The sequence below is a fragment of the uncultured Finegoldia sp. genome, assembly GCF_947252345.1.
Taxonomy (GTDB): Bacteria; Bacillota; Clostridia; order Tissierellales; family Peptoniphilaceae; genus Finegoldia.
Genome location: NZ_CAMXVC010000029.1, coordinates 1 through 22,551, shown reverse-complemented (window position 1 = coordinate 22,551; position 22,551 = coordinate 1). Strand labels below are relative to the sequence as shown.

Below are 22,551 nucleotides of genomic sequence, written 5' to 3'. Positions count from 1 at the left end.
AATAACGGTCTCGTGGGCTCGGAGATGTGTATAAGAGACAGGGGGGGTATATTATACATTTGATTCAAATAGAACTTTTATCTTATATTTTTCAAACAAAGGAATTCACGAAGAGGAAATAAGTAATTCTGTTAAAGGAGACTTTTTGTTGATGCCATGGAATGAAATCAGCTCTTTTGATATCAAAGTTAAAAATAATAAAGCTATTATAGAATTAGTTCATATTGGAAAAAGAATAGGATATGAAATTCCTTTTAATGGGAGAATTTTTAGAACTAACAAGGCTAATTTAAAAAAATTAGAAGAGAAGGACTGGAATAAAATTTAAGTAATTTAGTTGATGAATCAGTAATCTAAGTTATAATAAATAAAAACTACTAAGAATCTAGGAATAGATTATTGGTAGTTTTTTATTTTCAAAAAAATAAATGTAAAAACCATGGATAATATATAATGGGAAAAATAAATTAAAATAGATTTAGTGATGCTCTAAAAAAATTATCTAGTGTATCGTACGTTTGGAAAAGAAGAATGGGAATAAATTTGCGGTCTAAATGGCGTATTAAACTTGATTCGTCGACTCACAACCTCGACTTTCTAATTGTACGACTCAGCTGCGAGGCTTTTCATCGGCGTCTAATCCATCCATTTAATTCCACAAATTGTTGTAGCATTTTAAATGGCGAACTGGGATTATTTCTAATAAACCTCATTGGGGTGTAATTGAGTAGTTTCTTTTAGAGATTGATTGAAGATAGATTGGGGAAATAAGCGGGAAAATCACCAAGGATTTTTCAATTACAAAAAGATGAATATACCATTTCATATTGGACAAAAATCAAGTATATGATAATATAGTTTCATAATTACAATATTTAAACAGGAGGATTGCGTATGTTGTCCAAAATTAAATTGTGGTTTTTTAATCATAAGAATTTTTTAAGAATGTCAAGATTTTTAATTTTAACAGTGTCGCTTCTTTTAGTTACCTGGATTTTTGATCATCAATATATTGCAATTAAATCTTATATTCCCAAACAACTATTGTTGTCGGTTGAAGTTTCGGTAGATTTCCTTTCTAATATATCTGGAATATTTTTGACTATAAGTACTTTTTGTTTTACAATTATTGTCACTGTACTTAATAAATATAGCAGTAGCATATCACCTAGGATGCTTCAGAGTTTCATAGATAGGACCGGAGTTCTTGGTTTATATGGTATATTTGTAAGTGGTTTTTTCTATTCAGTAATCAGTATCCTATTATTGCAAGATATTGCTCCAGACCAACATGTTGTCGCTGGAAGTTTCGGAATAGCCTATGCTATAATTGCGATGCTAAGTTTTATAGCTTTCTCAAGGCAGGTTCTTGATAATCTAAAAGTATCAAATATTATAGAAAATATTTTTAATGATTGCGAGAAACTTATTGATAAAGAGGTAGAACTAAGAAAAAAAGCTAAGCATTATGAAGAAGGCGACGAATCTACAAAGTTATCAATTGTAGCTGAGAGTTCAGGTTATTTATTTGAAATAAAAGCAGATGAGATTTTTAAAGAGCTTAATGGCATAAAAGCAGAACTTACTATAAACAAGAGAATTGGTGAATACACAACCAAAGGAGAAAGCGTAGGGGAATTAAATATATTCCAATGCGAGTTAGATGATAATGATAAAAAAGAATTAAAAGAAAAATTAAGTCCATTGTTTATAATAAATGCTTACAATAATAGAGAAGAAGATTATCACCGTGGAATTGTAAACTTAACCGAAATCGCGAATATGGCCCTAAGCCCTGGCACAAATGATCCAAATACTGCAATAATGTGTATAAATAAAATGTCATCATTGCTAGGGAAACTATTATCTACAGGCAATCATTTTATAATCCTGAAAGAGGACGAAGATGTAAAAATAATTTATCAAAGTTATTCTGTGGAGGACGAACTATATCTTGGTTTCAGCCAGATAATTTCTTATTCAGCAGGTGATCCCTTAGTTACAAAAGCGATTTTGCAAGGACTTTATATCATATACACAATGGCAGATATAAGTGCTAAAAAAAGCATAAAAAAGTTTTTTGATGATAGCTATGAAATTTTAATAGAAAATTTTACTCACGAAATTCATTTGGATAGTTTTAAAAGAATAAAAAACAATATGGAAGAGCAAGTAAGCTTATAGGAAAATACGTCTGAATCAATTTAAATTAAATTTAAAATGTGACCAATTAGTGAAATGAACTGACCCCCAAAAGTTAGACTTAAAAACTAACTAAAGGAGGTCAGTTAACCTATCTGGTCGTTTTCTTATGCTCAAGAACTGAAATGGCATAAGAGATTGGTTATAATATTTTGTTAAGCAACTTATCTATATCGAGTATATACATATTCATAAATATTTTGACGATACATAGAGATACTTACCTCATCGTAACACACCGGCAATTCTTTCCAAAGTGTATCACGAATAAGATTATTAATAGCTGCTTTTGTTTCTTGCTTATCTGTCCAATGGTCAAATTCTGCAATTTTTGTTTTAATTTTCTGTATTAGTGATATTGTAACTTCTTTGAGTTTCTTGATGTCCGTTTTACTCAAATCATCACGGAACAACATATCATAAAAAGAAAGTTCCTCGTCACTTTTAAAGCCTTCACGGACATAGCGTTGTTCTTCTTGACTCATATTATTGGCCAAATCCATCAATTCCATAAAAGTTTTTTCTATTGTAGCTCGGTTCTTTTCACTATTATAATCATCGATAATTTGCTGATAGCGTTCGTAATAGTTAATTCGATTAGGATTAGCAAAAAGCATACTGTCAAGTTTATTTTGGATTACTTCCTCTAAATCCTTTAGAATAAGATTCTTTTTCTTAACTTTTGCGAACTCCCTGCGAAGAAGGTCGAAATCAATTGCACTGATATCAAATCTACGTGTTTTTTCACGCACCGTAGTAGGTGTAAGCTCAATCTCAACATAATCACTTATAATTCTATTGATTTCAATCATAAGGTCAGTGGTATTGGTGTGCTTACGCTTTTTCTGAAGTTCAGCATAGATAGCGTTAATAGCTTCATACTGCTTACGAGTGTGGCTCGTGATATCATCTCTGTCAGCATATTTCATTAGACGATTCAATTCAGAAGCATAGGTAGTAAATGTTTTTTTATCCTCAATCGAACCACATACTGCATTGGCTGCTTCCTGAAGATATGATAACTTCATAAAATCATAAGCATTGATTAGCATTTCCAACTTCTTTATTTTTATTAATGCTGGGCATACCGAAAGGTAAACGCTTTGCGCTTTCGCATGATTCCGCCTTTACTTTGTCTACATTGAAAGGTGGATTGCCATTATATAATCGCAAGAGCCATCAAGGTTATGGGCATCGTAATAGAAACTGTTAGCTTGGTCACCGGATTTGATGACACCTGTTAGTCCATGAACTGCCATATTCATAAGGCAAAGCTGAGCGTTATATTCAACCTTCTCCTGACCATAGAAAGTCATAGTGCTGTTAGCATTCATTCCTGTAGCATTTACAAAATCCCCTGATTGAATGAACATACCACCCGAGCCACAAGCTGGGTCAAGTAAGACACCACTTGTAGGTTCAATAATATTAACAATCATCTTGACAAGAGACTTAGGTGTAAAGAAAACACCATCATCTGATGCGATATTTTTTGCAAATTTATTTAAAAAGTACTCATAGATTCTTCCGATTATATCTCCATCGACTTCTTCAAGAGCTGAGTTATTAAATATACGAAGAAGTTCTGATAAAATCTCATCAGAGAAATCGGTATAAGTCTTAGGCAATACACCTACTAATTGTTCGCTTTGTTCTTCAATGAGATGCCTAGCATTATTGACAACTTCTCCTAAACTATTCATAGTATGACCGTCTTTATTAACAAGTCCTAAAGCAGAAATATCTTCAGGAAGATTCAACAAATAATCATGGGCTTCCTTAGGAAGATATAAGGCGCTCTTAGCTGCGAAGTCACTTGCCTCAACAGGCAAAACTCGACCTCCTCGAGATGGACGTCCTTTTAAGATTTCTGCTTCAACCATTTTGTATCTGCTATATGCGTAGCGTAGGAAAATAAGCCCAAGAACAGGCATACAATATTGATTTGATGTCAGCTTTGAACCTGCACGTAATAAATCCGCAGATTCCCATAATTCTGATTCTAGTTTTCTTATATTAATCATTTCGATTTTTCTCCGCTTTAAATTCTATAACATCATTGGGCTTTTTGTGTAAAGCTTAATATATGCCTTACACTTTCTCTAGTGGTATATTGCACTTTGCGTAGTTTGGTAATAATATTGACGAAAATATTGCTAATTCTAATTAAGCTCTGATTGGAAATATATTCATCAAAAAAGAGCTTTTATAATTGACAGCCCTAGTTTTCGCCTTATTTTCTTAATTAATATTATCACAATTATGTGAATACATCAATGATAAAGAGGCCTGAATGAATGGGAATAGTTGATAAAAAAGTTTTGTAAATTCAACGGTTACAGAAGATTAAAAACTGTAGCTGGGATTAAAATGAGAGCATTTGTAATAAAGGATAAATTGAATAATATTTCCAAGGGGGGTTACGTTTGGATAATAAATTAGACCATAGTTTCGAGCAGCGGTATTTTTGTGTGTCAAAAAATTTTTTGACAGTAATAATTTTTAATTAAATTGGTTAATTGAGAGAAATTGTTGGTAAAGTAGTTATAAATTGTATGAATGTTATAGTAAAGTGTTGAATTTTTTTGTTTTTTGTAGTAATATAATAATATAAATTGTCGATTGTTTGTCGGCACGGCGTGATTATGTTCGAGGTAATGATATGGATTTTAAAAAATACAAGGTTACACCAAATAAAAAGGCGGACTTGGAAAAATTTAGCACAAAAAAAGATGATTCTTTTTCCAAAAAAGAAGTGACGGAAGAAATACTGCCACAAAATTTAAAAAAATTGTTTGAATACCAAGAAAAATTATACGCAGAAAATAAAAGAGCGATATTGGTGGTGCTTCAGGCGATGGATGCTGCAGGCAAGGATAGCTTGGTAAAAAAGGTGTTCACTGCTCTCAATCCTTCTGGTTGCAAGGTTACTTCTTTTAAAAAGCCTTCTATCGAAGAATTGGACCACGATTATTTGTGGCGAATCACTAAGGCTACTCCTGCTTATGGTGAAGTTGGGATTTTCAACAGGTCTCACTATGAGGATGTGCTGGTGACTCGTGTTCATAATTTGGTAAACAATAGAAATGATGATGATTTTTGGGAAAAAAGATTCGAAGATATCAATGCGTTTGAAAAATATTTGGACAACAATGGAATCAAGGTTGTGAAGTTTTTCTTGAATGTGTCCAAGGATGAGCAAAAGAGAAGGCTTTTGGATAGAATTAATTTGGAGGAAAAACATTGGAAGTTTCAAGCGAGCGATATATTGGAAAGGAAAAACTGGGACGATTATCACAGGGCATACGAGGATATGTTACAAAACACATCGACTGATTATGCGCCTTGGTATGTGATTCCGGCAGACAACAAGTGGTTCACAAGGTTTGTTGTCAGCGAAATTATGTTGGATTTGTTTGAAAAGATGAATCCACAAACGCCAAAGCTTTCGAAAGAAGAGGAAGAACAGTTGGATAAATGGAGAGAGGTTCTCCTATCAGAAGATGAAAAAAAACAGGATTAATTAAAGGGAGGTAAATATGTCAGACGATAAAGATTTAAAAAATTACGGAAATGAAGATAATGAGCACATAAAAGATGGCAATTATTTTTCAAATAATGAAAACAAAAGTGGGGGTTACAGCGAGGACAGCGATAGCTTTTCAAATGTGAACTCAAATTACAGCTCTCACGAGGAGTGTTCTTGTTCAGATGAACACGAGCACTATGAGAAAACAGATGACAGTTTCTTTTTTGAAAATCAAGAGGAAGAGGAAAATGAACTTGTTGATTTCACGCAAAGAAATTCAGCGGGATATGCTGGTTTTTGCCAAAAGATATTCTCTGTCTTGAATGGATTTATTGAAAAATTCAATAAAAAGGGTGGATTTATAATTTTATTCTTGTTGTTCTGTTTGTTCACATATATTACATTGGTTTTAAAAGTAAAACTTGACCCTGACCAAGCTTCAAGTGTAGCAAAAATAGGTGTTAATTACAATTTGTTCAGCGTGTTGACAGCTATTATATCAATGTTTTTCTACTTTTTGGTTTGCAGAATTATGTTCCACTTCACAAAAAAAGATATGAAGCCAGCTTTGAATCCAATCGAACGAGATGCGAGACTTGGGGTTTATGTCGCAGCTGAATCTTTGTTGGGAGTGTTGACAATGGCGTTGCCAACTACATTTATACCAGCGATATTGAATTTGATAATAGGAGTGGTTTTGTATTCTTCGGTATTCTACGACAGAATCGAAGATGAAAGGCTTCTTGCAGTCGGCATAAAATCAGCAATTATAAGTATTGTTTCGGGAATTGTATTTGGACTTATAGTCGCAGCTATAATTATCGGAGTTTCAATAGCTACAATGGTTCATTAAAATATTTGCAAGTAAATGCTATCTCTTTTTGGGGGGTAGCATTTTTTTGTTTTAAATTTGCAAAACTCGAACATCAGTGTTATATAATATTATAGAAATGAAAATTTTAAGGGGATTATTAAATGAAGCTAGATTACATTTTAGAAAAAATTGATTACATAGATTTCACGAAAGACAATGACGACTCCATCACTAATGTGACGAACGATTCGAGAAAAATCGAAGCTGGAGGTGTTTTTGTCGCTATAAAAGGAAACGAGTTTGACGGGCATAAATTCATCGACAAAGCTATCGAGAACGGAGCTAACACTATTGTTGTCACTGAAAATGTTGAACAAATTGGTGGAATAAACTACATCAAAGTCAACGACAGTAGAATTGCACTTGCACAGATATCCAATGTTATTTGCGATTATCCATCGAGAAAGCTTAAAGTAGTAGGTGTGACCGGAACAAATGGCAAGACTACGACTTCTTCTATGATAAGTCATATTTTACAAAATTTGGGTTCAAAATGCACAAATATCGGCACAAATGGAACTTTCATTGGCAACGAAAAGCATCCGACATCTAACACGACACCGGAAATTTGTGAGATAAATAGTATTTTAAAATTATCTGTCGACAAAAAAATCGACAACGCTGTCGTAGAATGTTCAAGCCACGGATTGTATTTGCACAGGCTTGATGGGGTGGATTTTGATGTAGCTTGCTTTACGAATTTGTCTATGGAGCATATGGATTTTCACAAAAATATGCAAAATTATTTTAACTGCAAGATGATTTTGCTCGAAAATTCCAAGATTCAAGTCGTGAATATTGACGATGAGTACGGTAGAAAAGCTAAGGAGAGATTTCCTCAAGCGGTGACTTTTTCGATTGTGAATGATTCTGATTTTAAAGCAGAAAATGTGAAACTGATTGATGGCAAGATGAACTTCGATGTGCGAGGTGTTCATTTTATACTGAACAGGTTTGCTATTTTTGATGTTTACAATGCAATTTGTGCGATTGTGTGTGTAAACAAATTAGGTTATTCACTAGAAGATATCGCAAAGTCTTTGGAAAGTTTCAAAGGAGTTGAGGCGAGGTTTGAATTTGTAACGAACGATTTGGGAATAAACATCGTAATTGACTTCGCTCACACGCCAAAAGCGTTTGAAAATATCTATCAATCAATTCCAGCCGACAAGAAGAAAATCGCAGTCTACGGTATGAGTGGCGACAGAACGTCGGAAATAAGAAGACAGGTTGGCAAGATTTCTGCAAAGAATGGTGTTTTTTCTGTGGTGACGACAGATGACCCGAAATTTGACACCTACGAGAATATCGCCGATGATATTGTAAGTGGAATTGAGGAAGAAAATGGCAAGTACATCAGAATAAAAGACAGAAAATCTGCCATTAAATTTGCGATTGAAAACGCAAAGCCTTCTGATTTTGTATTACTATTGGGAAAAGGACAAGAAAATTTCATCAAGTTAAAAGGAAACGAAAAAACGCCATATTCTGAGAAACAAACAGTTACAGAAGTTTTGAATGAATTGCAAAATTAAAAAAACGAAGACAATATCCGTTGGTTATCGAAACTTTCCAAATGGTATTGTCTTTTTTTGTGTAGAGATTTAGAAGTGAAAATTTCACAATAAAATTCATTTATAGGGAAAATCTATAAATAATGATTATCATTTTGTATTATTTTTAAATTGATGATACTATTTGAAAAGAGGTGATTAAATGGTTGATTTGAAGAAAGATTTGCCAGAAATTTTTAATGATTTCCAAGAAGGAAGAAAAAATGCCTTCTTGAAAGTGAAGGAAATTAAGGACAAAAATATTCCTATTATTGGGATTTTTTGTACGTTTTTTCCACAAGAATTAGCAATTTCAGCGGGAGCTACTTCGGTGAGCTTGTGTGCAACAAGCGATGAAACTATCCAAGATGCTGAGAGGGATTTGCCCAAAAACTTATGTCCACTTATAAAATCGTCGTATGGATTTGCTATGACTGACAAGTGTCCGTTCTTTTATTTTTCGGATTTGGTTATAGGTGAGACTACCTGTGATGGCAAGAAGAAAATGTACGAATATTTGGGGGAATTTAAGCCTGTTCATGTAATGGAACTTCCAAACAAAAACAGCGAAGAAGGACTTGTTTTGTGGAAGAAGGAAATAGTAAAGATGATAAAAAAAATCGAGGAATTGTTCGGCGTTGAGATTACAGATGAAAAATTGAGACACGCAATTTATGTTAAAAACGCAGAGAGGTCAGCGGTGAAGGATTTCTATTCGTTGATGAAGGCTGATGATTTGCCAATGACAGGTCAAGAATTGTGGCATGTACTAAATGGCGTTCAATTTGATTTTGACAAGGAATCTATTCCTCAAATGCTTGCGGAATTAAAAGAAAAAGTAATGATAGAACACAAGCATATTTCCGGAAAACCAAGAATTTTGATTACTGGTTGTCCAATCGGAGGAGCGACGGAAAAAGTAATCGAAGCTGTCGAAAACAACGGAGCGATTGTGGTTACTTACGAAAACTGCGGTGGTGCGAAGGCTATTGATGAAAACGTGGACGAAAACAATCCCGATATGATTGATGCGATTGCAAGAAAATATATGAATATTGGATGTGCCTGCATAAGTCCGAATGAAAACAGATTGACTTTGTTGGACAGAATGATTGACGAGTACAAAGTTGATGGCGTTATCGATATGCACCTACAAGCTTGCACTCCTTATCAAGTTGAAGGGTTGTCAATCAAAAGATTTGTAAACGACAAGAAAAATATTCCTTACATTGCAGTTGAAACTGATTACTCGAAATCCGATATTGGACAATTGAATACCAGAATTGGTGCTTTTATTGAAATGTTGTAGAAAAATATCTAAAAATAGTGTATAATATAAGTGAAAAATCCAAAACTAGAAAACCTCTAGTGAATAATCGCCTTGACCATTGGGCGGTTATTTTTTTTGATGGTTTAATATTCTATTTTAATTTGTGTGATACAATATATAAAGTACTAATTTTAGATTAGGAGTGGGAATTTTGGCAAAACAAAAATCATTAAAATTAAACGCTATGCTCAATATAATAAAAGTCGGGCTAAGCGTCGTTTACCCACTGATAACTTTCCCGTACGCTACGAGGATTTTGCAAGTAGAAAATATGGGTAAAGTAAGTTATGGGGATTCAATAATAAGAATATTTATGTTGATAGCATCACTGGGGATTACAAATTATGCGGTACGAGAAGGTTCGAAGTATCGTGAAAATAAAGTAAAGTTAAATCAATTCTCCCGTGAAGTGTTCTCGATAAATTTGGTGTCGACTTTGTTGTCGTATCTGTGCTTGTTTATTTTCTGTGTCGTTTCCGTAAAAATGCACGACTACGCGTCACTTATTTTCGTACAGAGTTTTACGATAATATTTGCGACACTAGGCGTTGAATGGGTCAATGCGATTCACGAAGACTACGTCTACATCACAATCAGAAGCGTTTTGATTCAAACATTGGGAATGATTTTGCTGTTTTTCGTTGTCAAGACAAAATCAGATTATTTAAAATACGCGGGACTTACAGTATTTGTAAATGGACTCGTTTGCGTGTCGAATATATTGCACGTTCGAAAATACGTCAGTCTACGTCCTACATTTAAGTTGAATTTGAAAAGGCATTTGAAGCCTATAATGTTGTTTTTCTCGAACAGCATCGCAGTATTGATTTATGTCAGTGCAGATATGACAATGTTGGGCTGGATATCGGGGAACTTCTACACAGGATTATACGCAGTAAGTGTCAGAGTGTACTCTGTTGTAAAACAAATGCTCGGAGCGATTTATATGGTTACAATTCCAAGACTATCGAAGGCTGCAATGTTGGATGATAAAACAGAATTTAGAGAATTGTTGACCGAAATATCGTGTTTCTTGTTGCTACTTATGATTCCAATGTGCACAGGACTTGGAGTTTTATCGAAAAATGTAATCTACATCTTGTCGGGAACAAAATTCTTGGGAGCGACACTTTCACTACAAATATTGTCGGTTTCGGTTTTCTTCGCAATAACTGGAGGAGTTGTGACAACTTGTATGAACGTTCCACTCGGAAAAGAAGCGCTGAACTTGAAGGCTACAACAATATCAGCGATTGCAAATGTCGTCTTGAACCTTGTATTCATTCCGTGGATGCAACAAAACGGAGCGGCAATCACTACAGCTATCTCCGAATTGCTCGTAGTAATAGTATGCTTGTATGAATTTAAAGATTTTTGGAAATATTTTGAAATGCGCAAATTGCTGTACACATTAAAATTTGCAGTAGCAGGTGGATTGTGGATTGTTGCAACTAAAATAATTGTAACTAAATTCATCACAAATTACACTGTAAATCTTTTCGCAGTATTTTTAATATCCGTACTTGGATATTTGATGATTTTGTTAGTCGGAAAAAACAAAGTATTTATCCAAACACTCAAAAAAACACCGCTGAAAAGACTTTTAAAATAACAAAAGACAATTTAGAATTAAAAATTTTCTATTAAACAAAAATAATCAATTAGCATCTACAAAAGTAGATGCTTTTTTTGTGCGTAAAAATACAAACAGTTTGTCGATTATGTTCATTCTTGGCAAGATATTAATGAAATGAATCATCTGTATAATAATTTGGCGGTTTATCCATTTTGTAATTATTGATAGTTGTTTACAAAACTATTAGATAATTGTGAATTTTGAAATTATTCGTCAATCTAATAATTATCTGGTATAATAATAGGGTATGTAAATATATATAAAAGGAGGGTATATTTATGAAAAACAATAATGACTTTAAGCCTTTTATTTCGGCTGATAAAGTTGTCCCAGAGCTTACACCATTTTCAATAGTTTTTGGTATTATTATGGCGATTATTTTTGGTGGTGCAAATGCTTATTTGGGACTTAGAGTTGGATTAACGGTATCCGCATCAATACCGGCTGCTGTTATTTCAATGGGTTTTATTCGATTGATTTTTAAAAGAGATTCAATTTTGGAAAATAATATCGTACAAACGATAGGTTCTGCAGGGGAATCCGTAGCGGCAGGTGCTATTTTCACGATGCCAGCATTATTTATTTGGATGAAAGAATGGAAACAACCAGCGCCATCTTTGCTAGAAATCGGAGTGATTACTCTTATTGGTGGATTGTTGGGTGTTTTGTTTATGGTTCCTCTTAGAAACGCATTGATTGTCAAGGAACATGGAATTATCCCTTATCCAGAAGGAACTGCTTGTGCAGAAGTTTTGTTGGCAGGAGAAGAAGGTGGAGCCAAGGCTAAGCTAGTGTTCAAGGGATTGGGACTGGCTGCACTTTACAAATTTGTGGCTGATGGTTTGAAAATTTTCCCATCATCATTGTCCAAAGAAATCACTACAAAATCTTTTAGTGGAGCAGGTATTGGTATAGACCCGCTTCCATCATTGGTAGGAGTTGGTTATATTTGTGGCCCTAAGATTTCGGGATATATGCTAAGTGGTGCAACTTTAGGTTGGTTAGTTATTATGCCACTAATGAAGTTGTTCGGTGGCGACAATATAATTGGTTCTTCCACTGTAGCAATTTCACAAATGAGTGTCGGCAAAATTTGGGGAACATATTTGAGATATATCGGCGCTGGAGCTGTTGCAACGGGAGGTATATTATCCTTAATCAAATCATTGCCTTTGATTATCAGAACATTCAAAGATGCGATGAAAGATTACAAATCACAAGGAATCGGTTCAAATTCTCTTCTTCGTACTGAAAAAGATTTGAGTATGAAGCTTATTGGGATTTCTATAATCGCTATAGCTATTGTTATGGCTGTTTTTCCGGTTGTTCCAGTAGGACCAATAGGTTCAATAATAATTGTAGTGTTTGGATTTTTCTTCGCGACAGTATCATCTCGTTTGGTAGGACTCATAGGCTCATCAAACAACCCAGTTTCTGGTATGACTATTGCTGCACTTTTGATTACATCTTTGTTGATAAAAGCAACGGGAAATACCGGACATGAAGGTATGATGATGGCAATTTCAATAGGAACTGTAATTTGCGTTATAGCTGCAATATCTGGGGATACTTCACAAGATTTAAAAACAGGATATCTTGTCGGAGCAACTCCTTATCGCCAACAAATCGGAGAAATAATAGGCGTTGTAGTATCAGCAGTTGTAATCGGATCTATTTTATGGTTATTGGATTCTTCATGGGGTTACGGTTCGAAAGAACTTCCAGCACCACAAGGTATGTTGATGAAACTAATCATCGAAGGTGTAATGGGAGGCTCACTTCCATGGGGATTGGTATTCGCAGGCGCATTCATTGCCGTTGTAGTAGAAATACTTGGAATACCAGTGTTGCCATTTGCAGTTGGATTGTACTTGCCAATCAACACATCCGCAGCCATAATGACAGGCGGTTTAATCAGATTATTTGTAGACAAGAGAAAACTTAAAAACGAACAAGATAGAAAAGAACAAGAAGAAAATGGAGTGCTATTCACATCAGGATTCATCGCAGGTGAAGGTGTAGTTGGAATATTATTGGCTGCATTTGCGATTGTAAAAATAGGTGGCAAACCAATATCTGAAATTATTGACATATCATCCAAATTTTCAATAGGAGAAATTGGTTCACTTGTCGTATTTGTATTGTTATTAGCATCATTGCTTTTCACATGTATTAAAAAACACGATGAAAAAAAATAAAAACTTCTTGGAATTTATCCCGCAAATCAATGAAAAGATAGAGTTTTATGAAGAAAATGGTTTGATTATTTTGAAGAAAAAACACAACGGAATTTTCGACAAAATAGCACAGAAAATTTTCTTCACACCAGAAGAATCTAAAATAAAATTAGAGGGATACGGAAGCGATGTTTTTAAATTGATTGACGGAAAAAAAGACATTATAACAATAGGGCAAGAATTAAAAAAACAATACGGAAACGAGATAGAACCTCTTTATGAGAGACTAGCTCAATTCATACAAATTCTATACAACAATAATATTGTTAAACTCAAAAAGAAGTCTGAATAAGACTTCTTTTTTTATGCAGATAATTTATCATAACAAGTGCAACACAAAATAAACTCATAGGCTAATACAAGAGGAGCAACCATAAAAAAGAATTTAAAGAAACACATAGAGTAATGAAAAAATGTAAAAATATTAACATAGATATTATGTAATGACAACTTAGGAAAAGGTAATCAAAAAACATGAAAAATTATTGACGTTCAATCATAATTATGCTAAACTATTTTAAACTAAAAATAGGTGAAATAATAGAATCGAGAAATACAGTAAATCTTTAGGTTTATCGCAACATAGACTTAGGAAAAAATAGGTATATAAAGGACGAGTATAAAAAAAAGGAAACTGGGAAAAAATTCCGAGTCTTAAAACTGCTAACGATATAGCAAATGCTTTAGAGGTTTGTATGTATCAAATTTTTGATTTGGACGGAGAAGAAACATATAAGTATAATAATCATAATTGTTGTTAAAAATTAAATGACTACATCAAGAAAGAGATAGGTGGAATTTATGAACTATAATAATCCTCAAAGGCATAAAAATGGAGATTTATCACTTTTCGATGAGTAGCTTAAAAATTTATTAAAAAAAATCGAAAGTGAGGAAAAGAAATGGAGGAATTATCATGAAAACAAGTTCAAATTTCTATATTACATCAAAAATAATTTTTATTATAGTAGCAATCTTTTTGTATTTTTATCCTGAAGTATTCGTTACAAAAGGATATGATTTATCTGTTGATGGAGTTGTTATTTGTAGAGGTTTATCTCTTATATGTGCAATAAATATGGCTTCTACTTTGTTAGATAATATTTATAAAAGATAAGACTTTTAATATAATAGGAAAATAGTTATAGGGTTTATTTAAAATGGAGTTATCGACAGGGTGACTCCATTTTTGCTTTTAAAAACTTATGAAGTAAAAATAAGCACAAAAAAATAAGAGTCAATTTCCTTCGTCTGAAACGGCTCTTATTTTCCGAGTGAACTGCACTTAAACTGATATTTTGGTTCAATCATTTCCTTACCAACTCCTTGTACTAATCTATAAGATAAACTTTTTTCAAGATATAACGAATCAATCTTTAAATCTCTAATTTGCTTAAGTCTTCGATTTTTAGGAAAAATTTAATTTAATGTTAAATGGTTAAATGTTTACAGTTCTAATTTTATTTGTCGTCAAATAAAATCGGTAGTGTTTTTACAACTTGTGTTTATATATCCTTTTCATCGGAATCAATAAACTTAAAGTAACAGTTCCACTCTACAATTAAGATATCTTTTATTGTAGTATATATATACCCACTGAAAACATTTTTAAACACTTTTTTTAAAAAAAGTGAAAAAAAACCAAAATTTTTTCTGTAAAATTAATGTGAAAAATTTTATTGTTTAAATTTTCGCAAAATGAGGTATAATAAAAGGAACAATAAAAAAACATATGATGGCATCATATGTTTTAAAAAGAAAGGAGTAAGGGGAGATAACTCTTCATAAATTTGAAGGCAATAGAGTTTTCCCCTATATCTTGTTAACTAATTTAATTGTTATAAGTGAAGTAATTGTTTGATGATATACCACAATATTGGTATGAAAAGTGCCGGTAAATAATCCATTATTTTAAATCTTTTGATTTCCAGCATATCAATTCCTAGTAGGACAATTATAAGAGAGCCTACTATTGACATATTTTCAATTACTTCTGGGACTAAAATTTTACTTAAAGATGTTGATAATAGAAATATCAATGTGTTCATCAACAATCCAACTAATCCTGAAAGGATAACTATGAATCCATACGTCGCGGAAAAAAGAAATGTCGTGATGAAGTCCAATATTATTTTAAATTGCATAATATCGGATGAACCACTCAATCCCAAATTCAACGGACCGAGGATTGCAATTGAGCCAATATTTTGCAACATTATCAAAGTGATTGCACCTTTCATTGAAAAGCCAGATGAATCTTTGACTTTACTTTGCAAATATTCTACAAGATGAGCTAATTTCTTGTCCAAATCAAGTCCGTTACCAATTATAGCACCGATGACAAGTGAAATCAACATAAATATGAAATTGTTGCTTTTAATGCTTCCTTGTATTCCCATAATTAAAACGCATACGGCGACAATATCCATAATACATTTTATGAGTTTTTTGGGTAAGAAAGATTTCAACAATCTTCCACTAAATGAAGCTATTGCTACTGCAAACACATTTATCAGAATGTAAAACATATTTAATCCTCCTGGAATATAATAATACAAATTATTCAATTTGTAAAGTAATATTTTTAATTATTAACAATGTAGTGGTTAAAAGTGATGATAATATGTAAATAAAATATCACAATCACAAGTGGCGCATAAAAGTTTTAGAGAGCTATAATAAAAAAATATCAATATTGATTGAATCATAGGAGTCAATTATGGAAAATAATCGAGATATAATAAAAATTAAAGAGATAAACTTTTTGAAGGAATTGGATAATTCTGTCCTTAGATTCAAGCATAGTTTGGCACACCACAACGACAGCTTGTTGAACAAGCTTTTGGTGGAGCATTTTATTGCAAGTTCAAAGGTTGATTTTTATGAAGAATACAGGGGTGTTTCAAGCTTCTACGATTATATTTACAAGAAAAATCTTTTGGCTTCAAATAGAACCGAAGAGATTATTCAAATTTTTCAGGATAAGAAAAACGACGAGGATTTTCTCGACGAGTCCATAAAAAACAACGGCAATGTTGAAAAGGGTTTTGATTTTAAAATTTATTTGAAAGATTTAGCAAAGTATTATTCTTTTTCAAAAAAAACCTCTAGGCTTTCCAAAAAATCACATATCCACAGCAAAAATAGACGGGAATTTATTGTAAATGAGTATTCAAAAGATGGAAGATACTTGTACAGTGTCAAGAGAAGTTTGAATCAAGTTTACAAAAAGAGAATCAACAACGAAATAAAAAAGATGAACAAGGATATCTACGATTTGAGAAAAGAAATGAGTGTAGATCCTTGTGATTATGACACTAAGTTCAAATTGAGTTATTTAATACCAGGATTGGGGCAACTGGGTTTCGGACAATTGTACAAGTTTTTGATTATGATTAGTGTATTCCTCTGCTGTGTGTATATTTTGATTGGCGATTTTAAGATAAATAAGCTCGATAAAATAGCTTTTTTTACTCTTATATCATTGGAAGTATTTAATGTAATAAATTTCATAAAAATTTCAAGGGACATAAAAAGGGGAATCAGGCCTAATAGCTTTAGTGAATCAATCATTAATTTTAAGTTAAAAACTAACAAATTTTTCTTGGATAACATAAGTATAATTTACATTTTAGTTTGTTCTGTGATATTCATTTGTGGTTTGGCTGTCGTCGGATTGAGCATTTACGGTGAGAACAAGAGGTTTTTGTTGCAAAATTATTCGAGGTTTTTCTATGAATTTGATTGGAAGGTTGTCGGTGCATCCATAGTATTAAGTGTGATGGTGTTTTCCGTTTCAGAGGTTTTGTCTCTTATTAATTGGAGGGTTTTCTCAAGAGTTGACAGGGAGATAAACTTGTCTATGTTTGTTTTATCAATATGTTCACTTGTGTTTTTGTTGATGTTTTCAAATGATTTTTTGTTTAGGAAAATTTTCGAGGTGTTCGAGCAATATGTGCTACACGATCAGAGTATGATTTTGTTGATAACACTTGTAAGCTTGTTTTTGGTGAGTGCGACCGTTTTCTTCAACGTCTACTCTATGCAAAAAATAGGGTTTTTATCGAACAAGATAAATTATCTTATGCACAATGACAACTTAACAAAGCCACAATATTACAGATGGGTTGTGTTTCCAATTTACACGAATAAAATAAATCTAATGACAATTTTGTTCGATTTTGTATGCTATTATGTAATGTTTTGCTTTGCCGGGGTTTATTTTAACCATATGATTGACATATATTCAGAAGGCTCAATGGATACACTGGCATTTTATTGCAGTTGGTTAGATTCAAATTACTACTTTAAAATACTGTTTTTAATAATTGCAATAGTGTCTGTTTTTAACTTGTTATGGGATATTATAGTGAAGATAAGGGTAAGATGGTAGATTATGAAAATTGTTTTTGATAAGTATTCGACAAATTATTTTGAGAATTTGAGCGGAGAAATAACGGAAAATTGTCAGATTTATTCCAGCAAAATAACTTTGAATAAATTTGTCGGAATAATGATGAATGTCAAGTATGCGACCGGCAGATTAATCATAAATGGTGAATTGGCTAACAATGAATTATCCATAAATCGTGGAATTTATGTAGTTGATGAGTTTTTGCTGTATGAGCATTTAAACGTCTATGACAATTTATCTTTGGTGTTGAGGTCAATGAAAATGAGTCCTGTCACTATTTTTAGAAAAATCACCAATCTAAATAAAAGTTTGAATGTGAATTTGGACTGCAAAATAAAAGAGTTGACTGAAGATGAAATTTTAAAATTATTCTACGCCAAGGTCGTGCTTTCAGATTGTCATATTGCGATTGTAAAAAAATACTATAATTTCACAAAAATTTTCAATGAACAAAACATTTTAAAGCTTGCGAAAATGTTTGAAGAAAAAAATATTTCATTTTTGATTTTGTCTGACAGAAAAGAAAAATTATCGGATAAGTTCCCGATTATGAAGCTTGGAAAAAGCAGTATTATTAGGATAAAATGATGAAATTGTCATCGATAAAAAATATACTTTAGCTATTTGAAAAATTTTTATTATATAAATTTCGTGTTATTTAGATTGAATTTGTGGTAATATTTAATAGTACGAAATACTATAAATTGTAGATGGATACGGTATATCCACTATATAAGCGATATAGAGGGAGATATAATGGAAATTAGAAAGAGAGACGGAAACCTGGCTGATTTTAACAGATCGAAGATAAAATTGGCTATGAAGAAGGCTTATTCTTCTGTTGGGATTTTTGCTGAAGAAGATGAATTGGAAAAAATGGCTTTGGAGATTGAAAACACAATCTTAAACAAATACCCAACAAATCACGTGGTAACCGTGGAAGAAATTCAAGATTTGGTGGAATTGACATTGATTGACCACGGACAGTACAAAGTTGTAAAATCTTTTATTTTGTATCGAGCTAAACACACAACTGACAGAAAAGTAATTGAAGAATTTGAGAAATTTATAACTGATGATGACGTGATTGAAATAATCAGATACATTCAAGAAAATTACGATTCAACTAGATATTCAATCGAGAATTTGTATTTGAAGTTTGAATCATTTGTCAAGCCAAATTTGTCACAATACGATATGGTCAATTTGTTGTCCAAAGCGTCGGGTGAATTGGTAAGCAAAGAAGCTCCAAATTGGGAGTATATCGCAACTTTGTTTATGAATTACAATTTGAAACAAAACATCAAAGAACTTGAGGTTCAATATGACCTTCAAGATTTTAAATCGAAGATAAAGTTTTTGGATGAGAGTGGATTGTACGGCTCCTATATAAGAGAAGTCTACACAGATGATGACATAGATGAATTGGAAAAATATATGGACGATGAGAGAGATAAGTTGTTCACTTTCAGTGCTTTTGATTTGATTGTCAAAAGATATTTGATTAAAACTCACGACAACAGAGTCATAGAGTCAGCTCAGGAAATGTTTATGGGGATTGCGATGCACTTGGCTTTGAAGGAAAAGGACAGAATTTACTGGGCAAAGAAAATCTACGACAATTTGTCCAGATTAAAAGTGACAGTTGCGACACCTACTATGAGTAATGCCAGAAAACCGTTCAACCAATTGTCGAGCTGTTTCATAGACACAGTTCCAGATACGTTGGAGGGAATTTATCGTTCCATCAACAATTTTGCACAAGTGTCCAAGCACGGCGGAGGAATGGGATTGTACTTTGGCAAAGTTAGGGCGAATGGTTCCGACATAAGAGGCTTCAAGGGCGTTGCAGGTGGAGTAATCAGATGGATTAAACTTGCAAATGACACTGCTGTTGCTGTCGACCAGTTGGGAGTGCGTCAAGGTTCAGTTGCGGTGTACTTAGATGTGTGGCACAAAGACATCTTGGAATTTTTGCAATTGAGAACTAACAACGGCGATGACCGAATGAAGGCACACGATGTTTTTCCTTCTGTTTGCTATCCGGATTTGTTCTGGGAAATGGTTCGTGACGACATCGAAGGCAATTGGTATATGTTTGACCCTCACGAAATTAGCACTAAAAAAGGTTACAACTTGGAAGATTACTACGGTGACGAATGGAAAAAGAGGTACAATGAGTGCGTACTTGATGAAAGAATTTCGAGACGTGTCATAAAAGTAAAAGACCTGGTTAGGCTGATAATAAAATCATGGACTGAAACAGGTACGCCTTTCACATTCAATCGTGACACGGTGAACAGAATGAATCCAAACAAACACAAAGGTATGATTTACTCATCAAATTTGTGTACGGAAATTATGCAGAATATGAGTGAAATTCATTCAATAAGTGAAACATTAGAAACAGAAGACGGAGACGATATTATCGTCACGAAGACGAAACCGGGAGATTTTGTTGTGTGCAACTTAGCATCGCTCGTTTTGGGAAATATAGACGTCAATAACGATGAAGAATTGGAAGAAGTTGTCGAAACAGCCGTAAGGGGCTTGGACAATGTAATTGATTTGAACTTCTATCCATTGGAATATGCGAAGTACACTAACAAAAAATACCGTCCAATTGGTCTAGGGACAAGTGGATATCACCATTGCTTAGTTAAAAACAACATTATGTATTCCGATGTTGGAAAACACTTGGAATTTGCAGATAAATTGTACGAAAAGATAAATTATTTTGCGATAAAAGCAAGCAACAAAATCGCGAGAGAAAAAGGCTCGTACGAATATTTTGAAGGAAGTGACTGGGAAAATGGCGAATACTTCAAATTGAGAGATTACAATTCGGAAAAATGGAATGAGCTGTACCACGATATCAAAGAAAATGGAATGAGAAATGGATATTTGATGGCTGTCGCTCCGACTGGTTCAACATCAATAATCGCAGGAACTACTGCTGCAGTTGACCCTGTGATGAACAGATATTTCCTTGAAGAGAAAAAAGGAACGATAGTCCCTAGAGTTGCACCGGGGCTTACTCCACAAACATTCTGGTTGTATGAGAATGCACACGAACTAGACCAAAACATCACAGTTGATGCCACAAGCATCAGACAACGTCACATCGACCAAGGACAATCGGTCAACATTTACATCACAACAGATTACACGATGAGAACAATTTTGAACATCTACATTAGAGCATGGGAGAAGGGAATCAAATCCATCTACTATGTGAGAAGTAAATCACTAGAAGTAAATGACTGCGACAGTTGTAGCGCATAGGAGATGTTATGAAAAAATTATTGACAATATGTTTGGCTTTGTCTTTTTTGCTCACGATAACAGGTTGTAGCAAAAAAAATGAAAGCTCTCAACCAAAACAAACCACACAACAAGTACAAAAAGATGATTTGAATGGCAAAAAGCCAAAAGACATTGATTCATCGATAAATTATGATGAATATGTCAACAGCAAGGAAAAATTAATAGGAGTAATTAAAAAATTGCACGAAACTCGTGGCAAGAGTGAAATTATTTTTCTTGGAAATGACAAAAAAGATGTCGAAAATTTTATGAAACAATACGACGATGAAGACAAGAAAACAGCCGAAGACAGTTTGGTCGTGGGAGATTTGAATTTTGTAAAAAATTCCTCGATTAATAAGCCGATTTTTTCGATGAAATTAAAATCTGTTTTGAACGAAGATTTCAGAGATAATCCTTACAGCTTGGAGTTCACGTACAAATACATCGACAAATTAAATCAGCTTTCTGAAAAAGTAAAAGGCAAAGATGATTTCGAAACGGTTAAAAATTTGGCCAAGGTGTTGATTGACGATTACAAATACGACCCTCAACTTTCATCGACATTTGGATGCGATTTGTTGTTTAACAAAGAGGGAACTTGCAATTCATTCAGTGAGCTCGCAAATGATGTGCTAAACAACTGTGGAATATACTCTGAAATATGGTGGGTTGATTCAATGCCAGACGATGTTCTCGACAAAGAGTCCAATCCGTATCGCAATCACTCAATTGACAGGGCGAAATTAAATGGCAAGATGTATTTCTTGGATTTTACGCACTCCACGATTTCTCATAAAGGTGCTAAAAATTACGGCTTTGAAAACAGACCGAAATTAATAATGGAGAAGCTTCCTGAAGTTGAACGTGGCAAAAACCAATTGTACACGGGATATTCCAAAGTTCGTGAGCCTATTTTGGTCAACAAGGGATTTTGCGATGGACATTACAGCATCGACAAACCATACGCAAAATATTCCGATTTAGGACTCGGTTGGACAACTTATGAAAAGTTGTTGGACAATCTACACCGAAATCCTTACTTCAAATAGAAATAAAATTTGTGATAGAAAATTTAAAAAATTTTCAAAAAAGCTTGACAAAAAAAATCATAGCGTGTATTATATATCCATAAGTTAAACAAATAAGCATTAACACTGATAAGAAGAGTAAGTAATGAAAGCTTTCACAGAGAGTCTCAGTATGGTGGAATGAGATAAAGAAGAGTTACTGAAAATGGTCTTGGAGTTAGAAAAGTCGAATGGCATTTGCTTTTAAACTTTTCCGGTCGCACCCGATATCTTGTGCTAGGTATGAATACGTACTGAACAATGAGGAAATACTTTTATAGTATTTTAAAATAAGGTGGTAACGCGGATATATTCGCCCTTATGTGATGAATGTCACATAAGGGCTTTTTTTGTGCACTTAAGTGTGTTGAGCGAACGAAGTGAGCGAAACAAAAAACCA

Annotated in this window: 17 protein-coding genes and 1 other annotated feature; of the genes, 14 read left to right on the top strand and 3 right to left on the bottom strand. The window is 33.4% G+C overall.

Going from position 1 to position 22,551, the window contains the following annotated elements:
• Positions 1-151 precede the first annotated feature (151 nt).
• Both Q0X02_RS06525 and Q0X02_RS06520 read left to right on the top strand, forming a co-directional pair.
• Positions 152-328 (top strand): hypothetical protein, encoded by a 177-nt coding sequence (locus Q0X02_RS06525; protein WP_004166897.1) that lies wholly within the window; start codon positions 152-154, stop codon positions 326-328.
• Between the two features lie 566 nt (positions 329-894).
• Entirely contained in the window at positions 895-2,184 is a 1,290-nt protein-coding gene (locus Q0X02_RS06520) for a DUF2254 domain-containing protein (RefSeq protein ID WP_297813303.1), read from the top strand.
• Between the two features lie 182 nt (positions 2,185-2,366).
• On the opposite strand, the gene Q0X02_RS06515 is transcribed toward Q0X02_RS06520, so the two are convergent.
• Entirely contained in the window at positions 2,367-3,254 is an 888-nt protein-coding gene (locus tag Q0X02_RS06515) for a type I restriction enzyme endonuclease domain-containing protein (RefSeq protein ID WP_366094157.1), read from the bottom strand.
• Between the two features lie 84 nt (positions 3,255-3,338).
• Positions 3,339-4,226, bottom strand: coding sequence for an N-6 DNA methylase (locus Q0X02_RS06510; protein WP_297813301.1), 888 nt, complete (start codon positions 4,224-4,226; stop codon positions 3,339-3,341).
• Positions 4,227-4,864: 638 nt separating this feature from the next.
• On the opposite strand from Q0X02_RS06510, the gene Q0X02_RS06505 reads away from it, so the two are divergent.
• The 8 genes from Q0X02_RS06505 to Q0X02_RS06470 all read left to right on the top strand — a co-directional run bounded on the left by Q0X02_RS06505 (position 4,865) and on the right by Q0X02_RS06470 (position 14,478).
• Positions 4,865-5,725, top strand: coding sequence for a polyphosphate kinase 2 family protein (locus tag Q0X02_RS06505; protein WP_297813299.1), 861 nt, complete (start codon positions 4,865-4,867; stop codon positions 5,723-5,725).
• A gap of 16 nt (positions 5,726-5,741) precedes the next feature.
• The gene (locus Q0X02_RS06500) at positions 5,742-6,584 is read left to right on the top strand and encodes a beta-carotene 15,15'-monooxygenase (protein WP_297813296.1); all 843 of its coding nucleotides are present in this window, start codon (positions 5,742-5,744) and stop codon (positions 6,582-6,584) included.
• 122 nt (positions 6,585-6,706) lie between these two features.
• Positions 6,707-8,140, top strand: coding sequence for a UDP-N-acetylmuramoyl-L-alanyl-D-glutamate--2,6-diaminopimelate ligase (locus tag Q0X02_RS06495; RefSeq protein WP_297813293.1), 1,434 nt, complete (start codon positions 6,707-6,709; stop codon positions 8,138-8,140).
• Positions 8,141-8,321: 181 nt separating this feature from the next.
• Positions 8,322-9,467, top strand: a complete 1,146-nt coding sequence (locus tag Q0X02_RS06490) for a double-cubane-cluster-containing anaerobic reductase (protein ID WP_297813290.1) — start codon at positions 8,322-8,324, stop codon at positions 9,465-9,467.
• A gap of 172 nt (positions 9,468-9,639) precedes the next feature.
• A complete protein-coding gene (locus Q0X02_RS06485; protein WP_297813287.1) occupies positions 9,640-11,100 on the top strand; it encodes a flippase in 1,461 nt (486 codons plus the stop codon).
• Positions 11,101-11,402: 302 nt separating this feature from the next.
• The gene (locus Q0X02_RS06480) at positions 11,403-13,322 is read left to right on the top strand and encodes an OPT family oligopeptide transporter (RefSeq protein ID WP_297813284.1); all 1,920 of its coding nucleotides are present in this window, start codon (positions 11,403-11,405) and stop codon (positions 13,320-13,322) included.
• Complete coding sequence (locus Q0X02_RS06475) at positions 13,309-13,653, top strand: PqqD family protein (RefSeq protein ID WP_297813281.1); 345 nt, start codon at positions 13,309-13,311, stop codon at positions 13,651-13,653. The genes Q0X02_RS06480 and Q0X02_RS06475 overlap by 14 nt, the downstream gene beginning before the upstream one ends.
• Positions 13,654-14,277: 624 nt before the next feature.
• Complete coding sequence (locus tag Q0X02_RS06470) at positions 14,278-14,478, top strand: hypothetical protein (protein WP_297813278.1); 201 nt, start codon at positions 14,278-14,280, stop codon at positions 14,476-14,478.
• Between the two features lie 721 nt (positions 14,479-15,199).
• Here the strand turns inward: Q0X02_RS06470 and Q0X02_RS06465 are convergent.
• Entirely contained in the window at positions 15,200-15,889 is a 690-nt protein-coding gene (locus tag Q0X02_RS06465) for a DUF554 domain-containing protein (RefSeq protein WP_297813275.1), read from the bottom strand.
• Between the two features lie 191 nt (positions 15,890-16,080).
• Between Q0X02_RS06465 and Q0X02_RS06460 the strand changes: the two genes are divergently transcribed.
• The 4 genes from Q0X02_RS06460 to Q0X02_RS06445 all read left to right on the top strand — a co-directional run bounded on the left by Q0X02_RS06460 (position 16,081) and on the right by Q0X02_RS06445 (position 22,133).
• Positions 16,081-17,754: a hypothetical protein gene (locus Q0X02_RS06460; RefSeq protein WP_297813272.1), complete on the top strand. Its 1,674-nt coding sequence runs from the start codon at positions 16,081-16,083 to the stop codon at positions 17,752-17,754.
• 3 nt (positions 17,755-17,757) lie between these two features.
• Positions 17,758-18,363 carry an ABC transporter ATP-binding protein gene (locus tag Q0X02_RS06455; RefSeq protein WP_297813270.1) on the top strand — a complete coding sequence of 202 codons (606 nt, stop codon included), beginning with the start codon at positions 17,758-17,760 and terminating at the stop codon, positions 18,361-18,363.
• 168 nt (positions 18,364-18,531) lie between these two features.
• The gene (locus Q0X02_RS06450) at positions 18,532-21,060 is read left to right on the top strand and encodes a ribonucleoside-diphosphate reductase subunit alpha (protein ID WP_297813267.1); all 2,529 of its coding nucleotides are present in this window, start codon (positions 18,532-18,534) and stop codon (positions 21,058-21,060) included.
• Between the two features lie 8 nt (positions 21,061-21,068).
• Positions 21,069-22,133, top strand: coding sequence for a lipoprotein (locus Q0X02_RS06445; protein ID WP_297813264.1), 1,065 nt, complete (start codon positions 21,069-21,071; stop codon positions 22,131-22,133).
• Positions 22,134-22,229: 96 nt separating this feature from the next.
• Positions 22,230-22,475 (top strand) — a binding site (T-box leader).
• Positions 22,476-22,551: the final 76 nt, after the last annotated feature.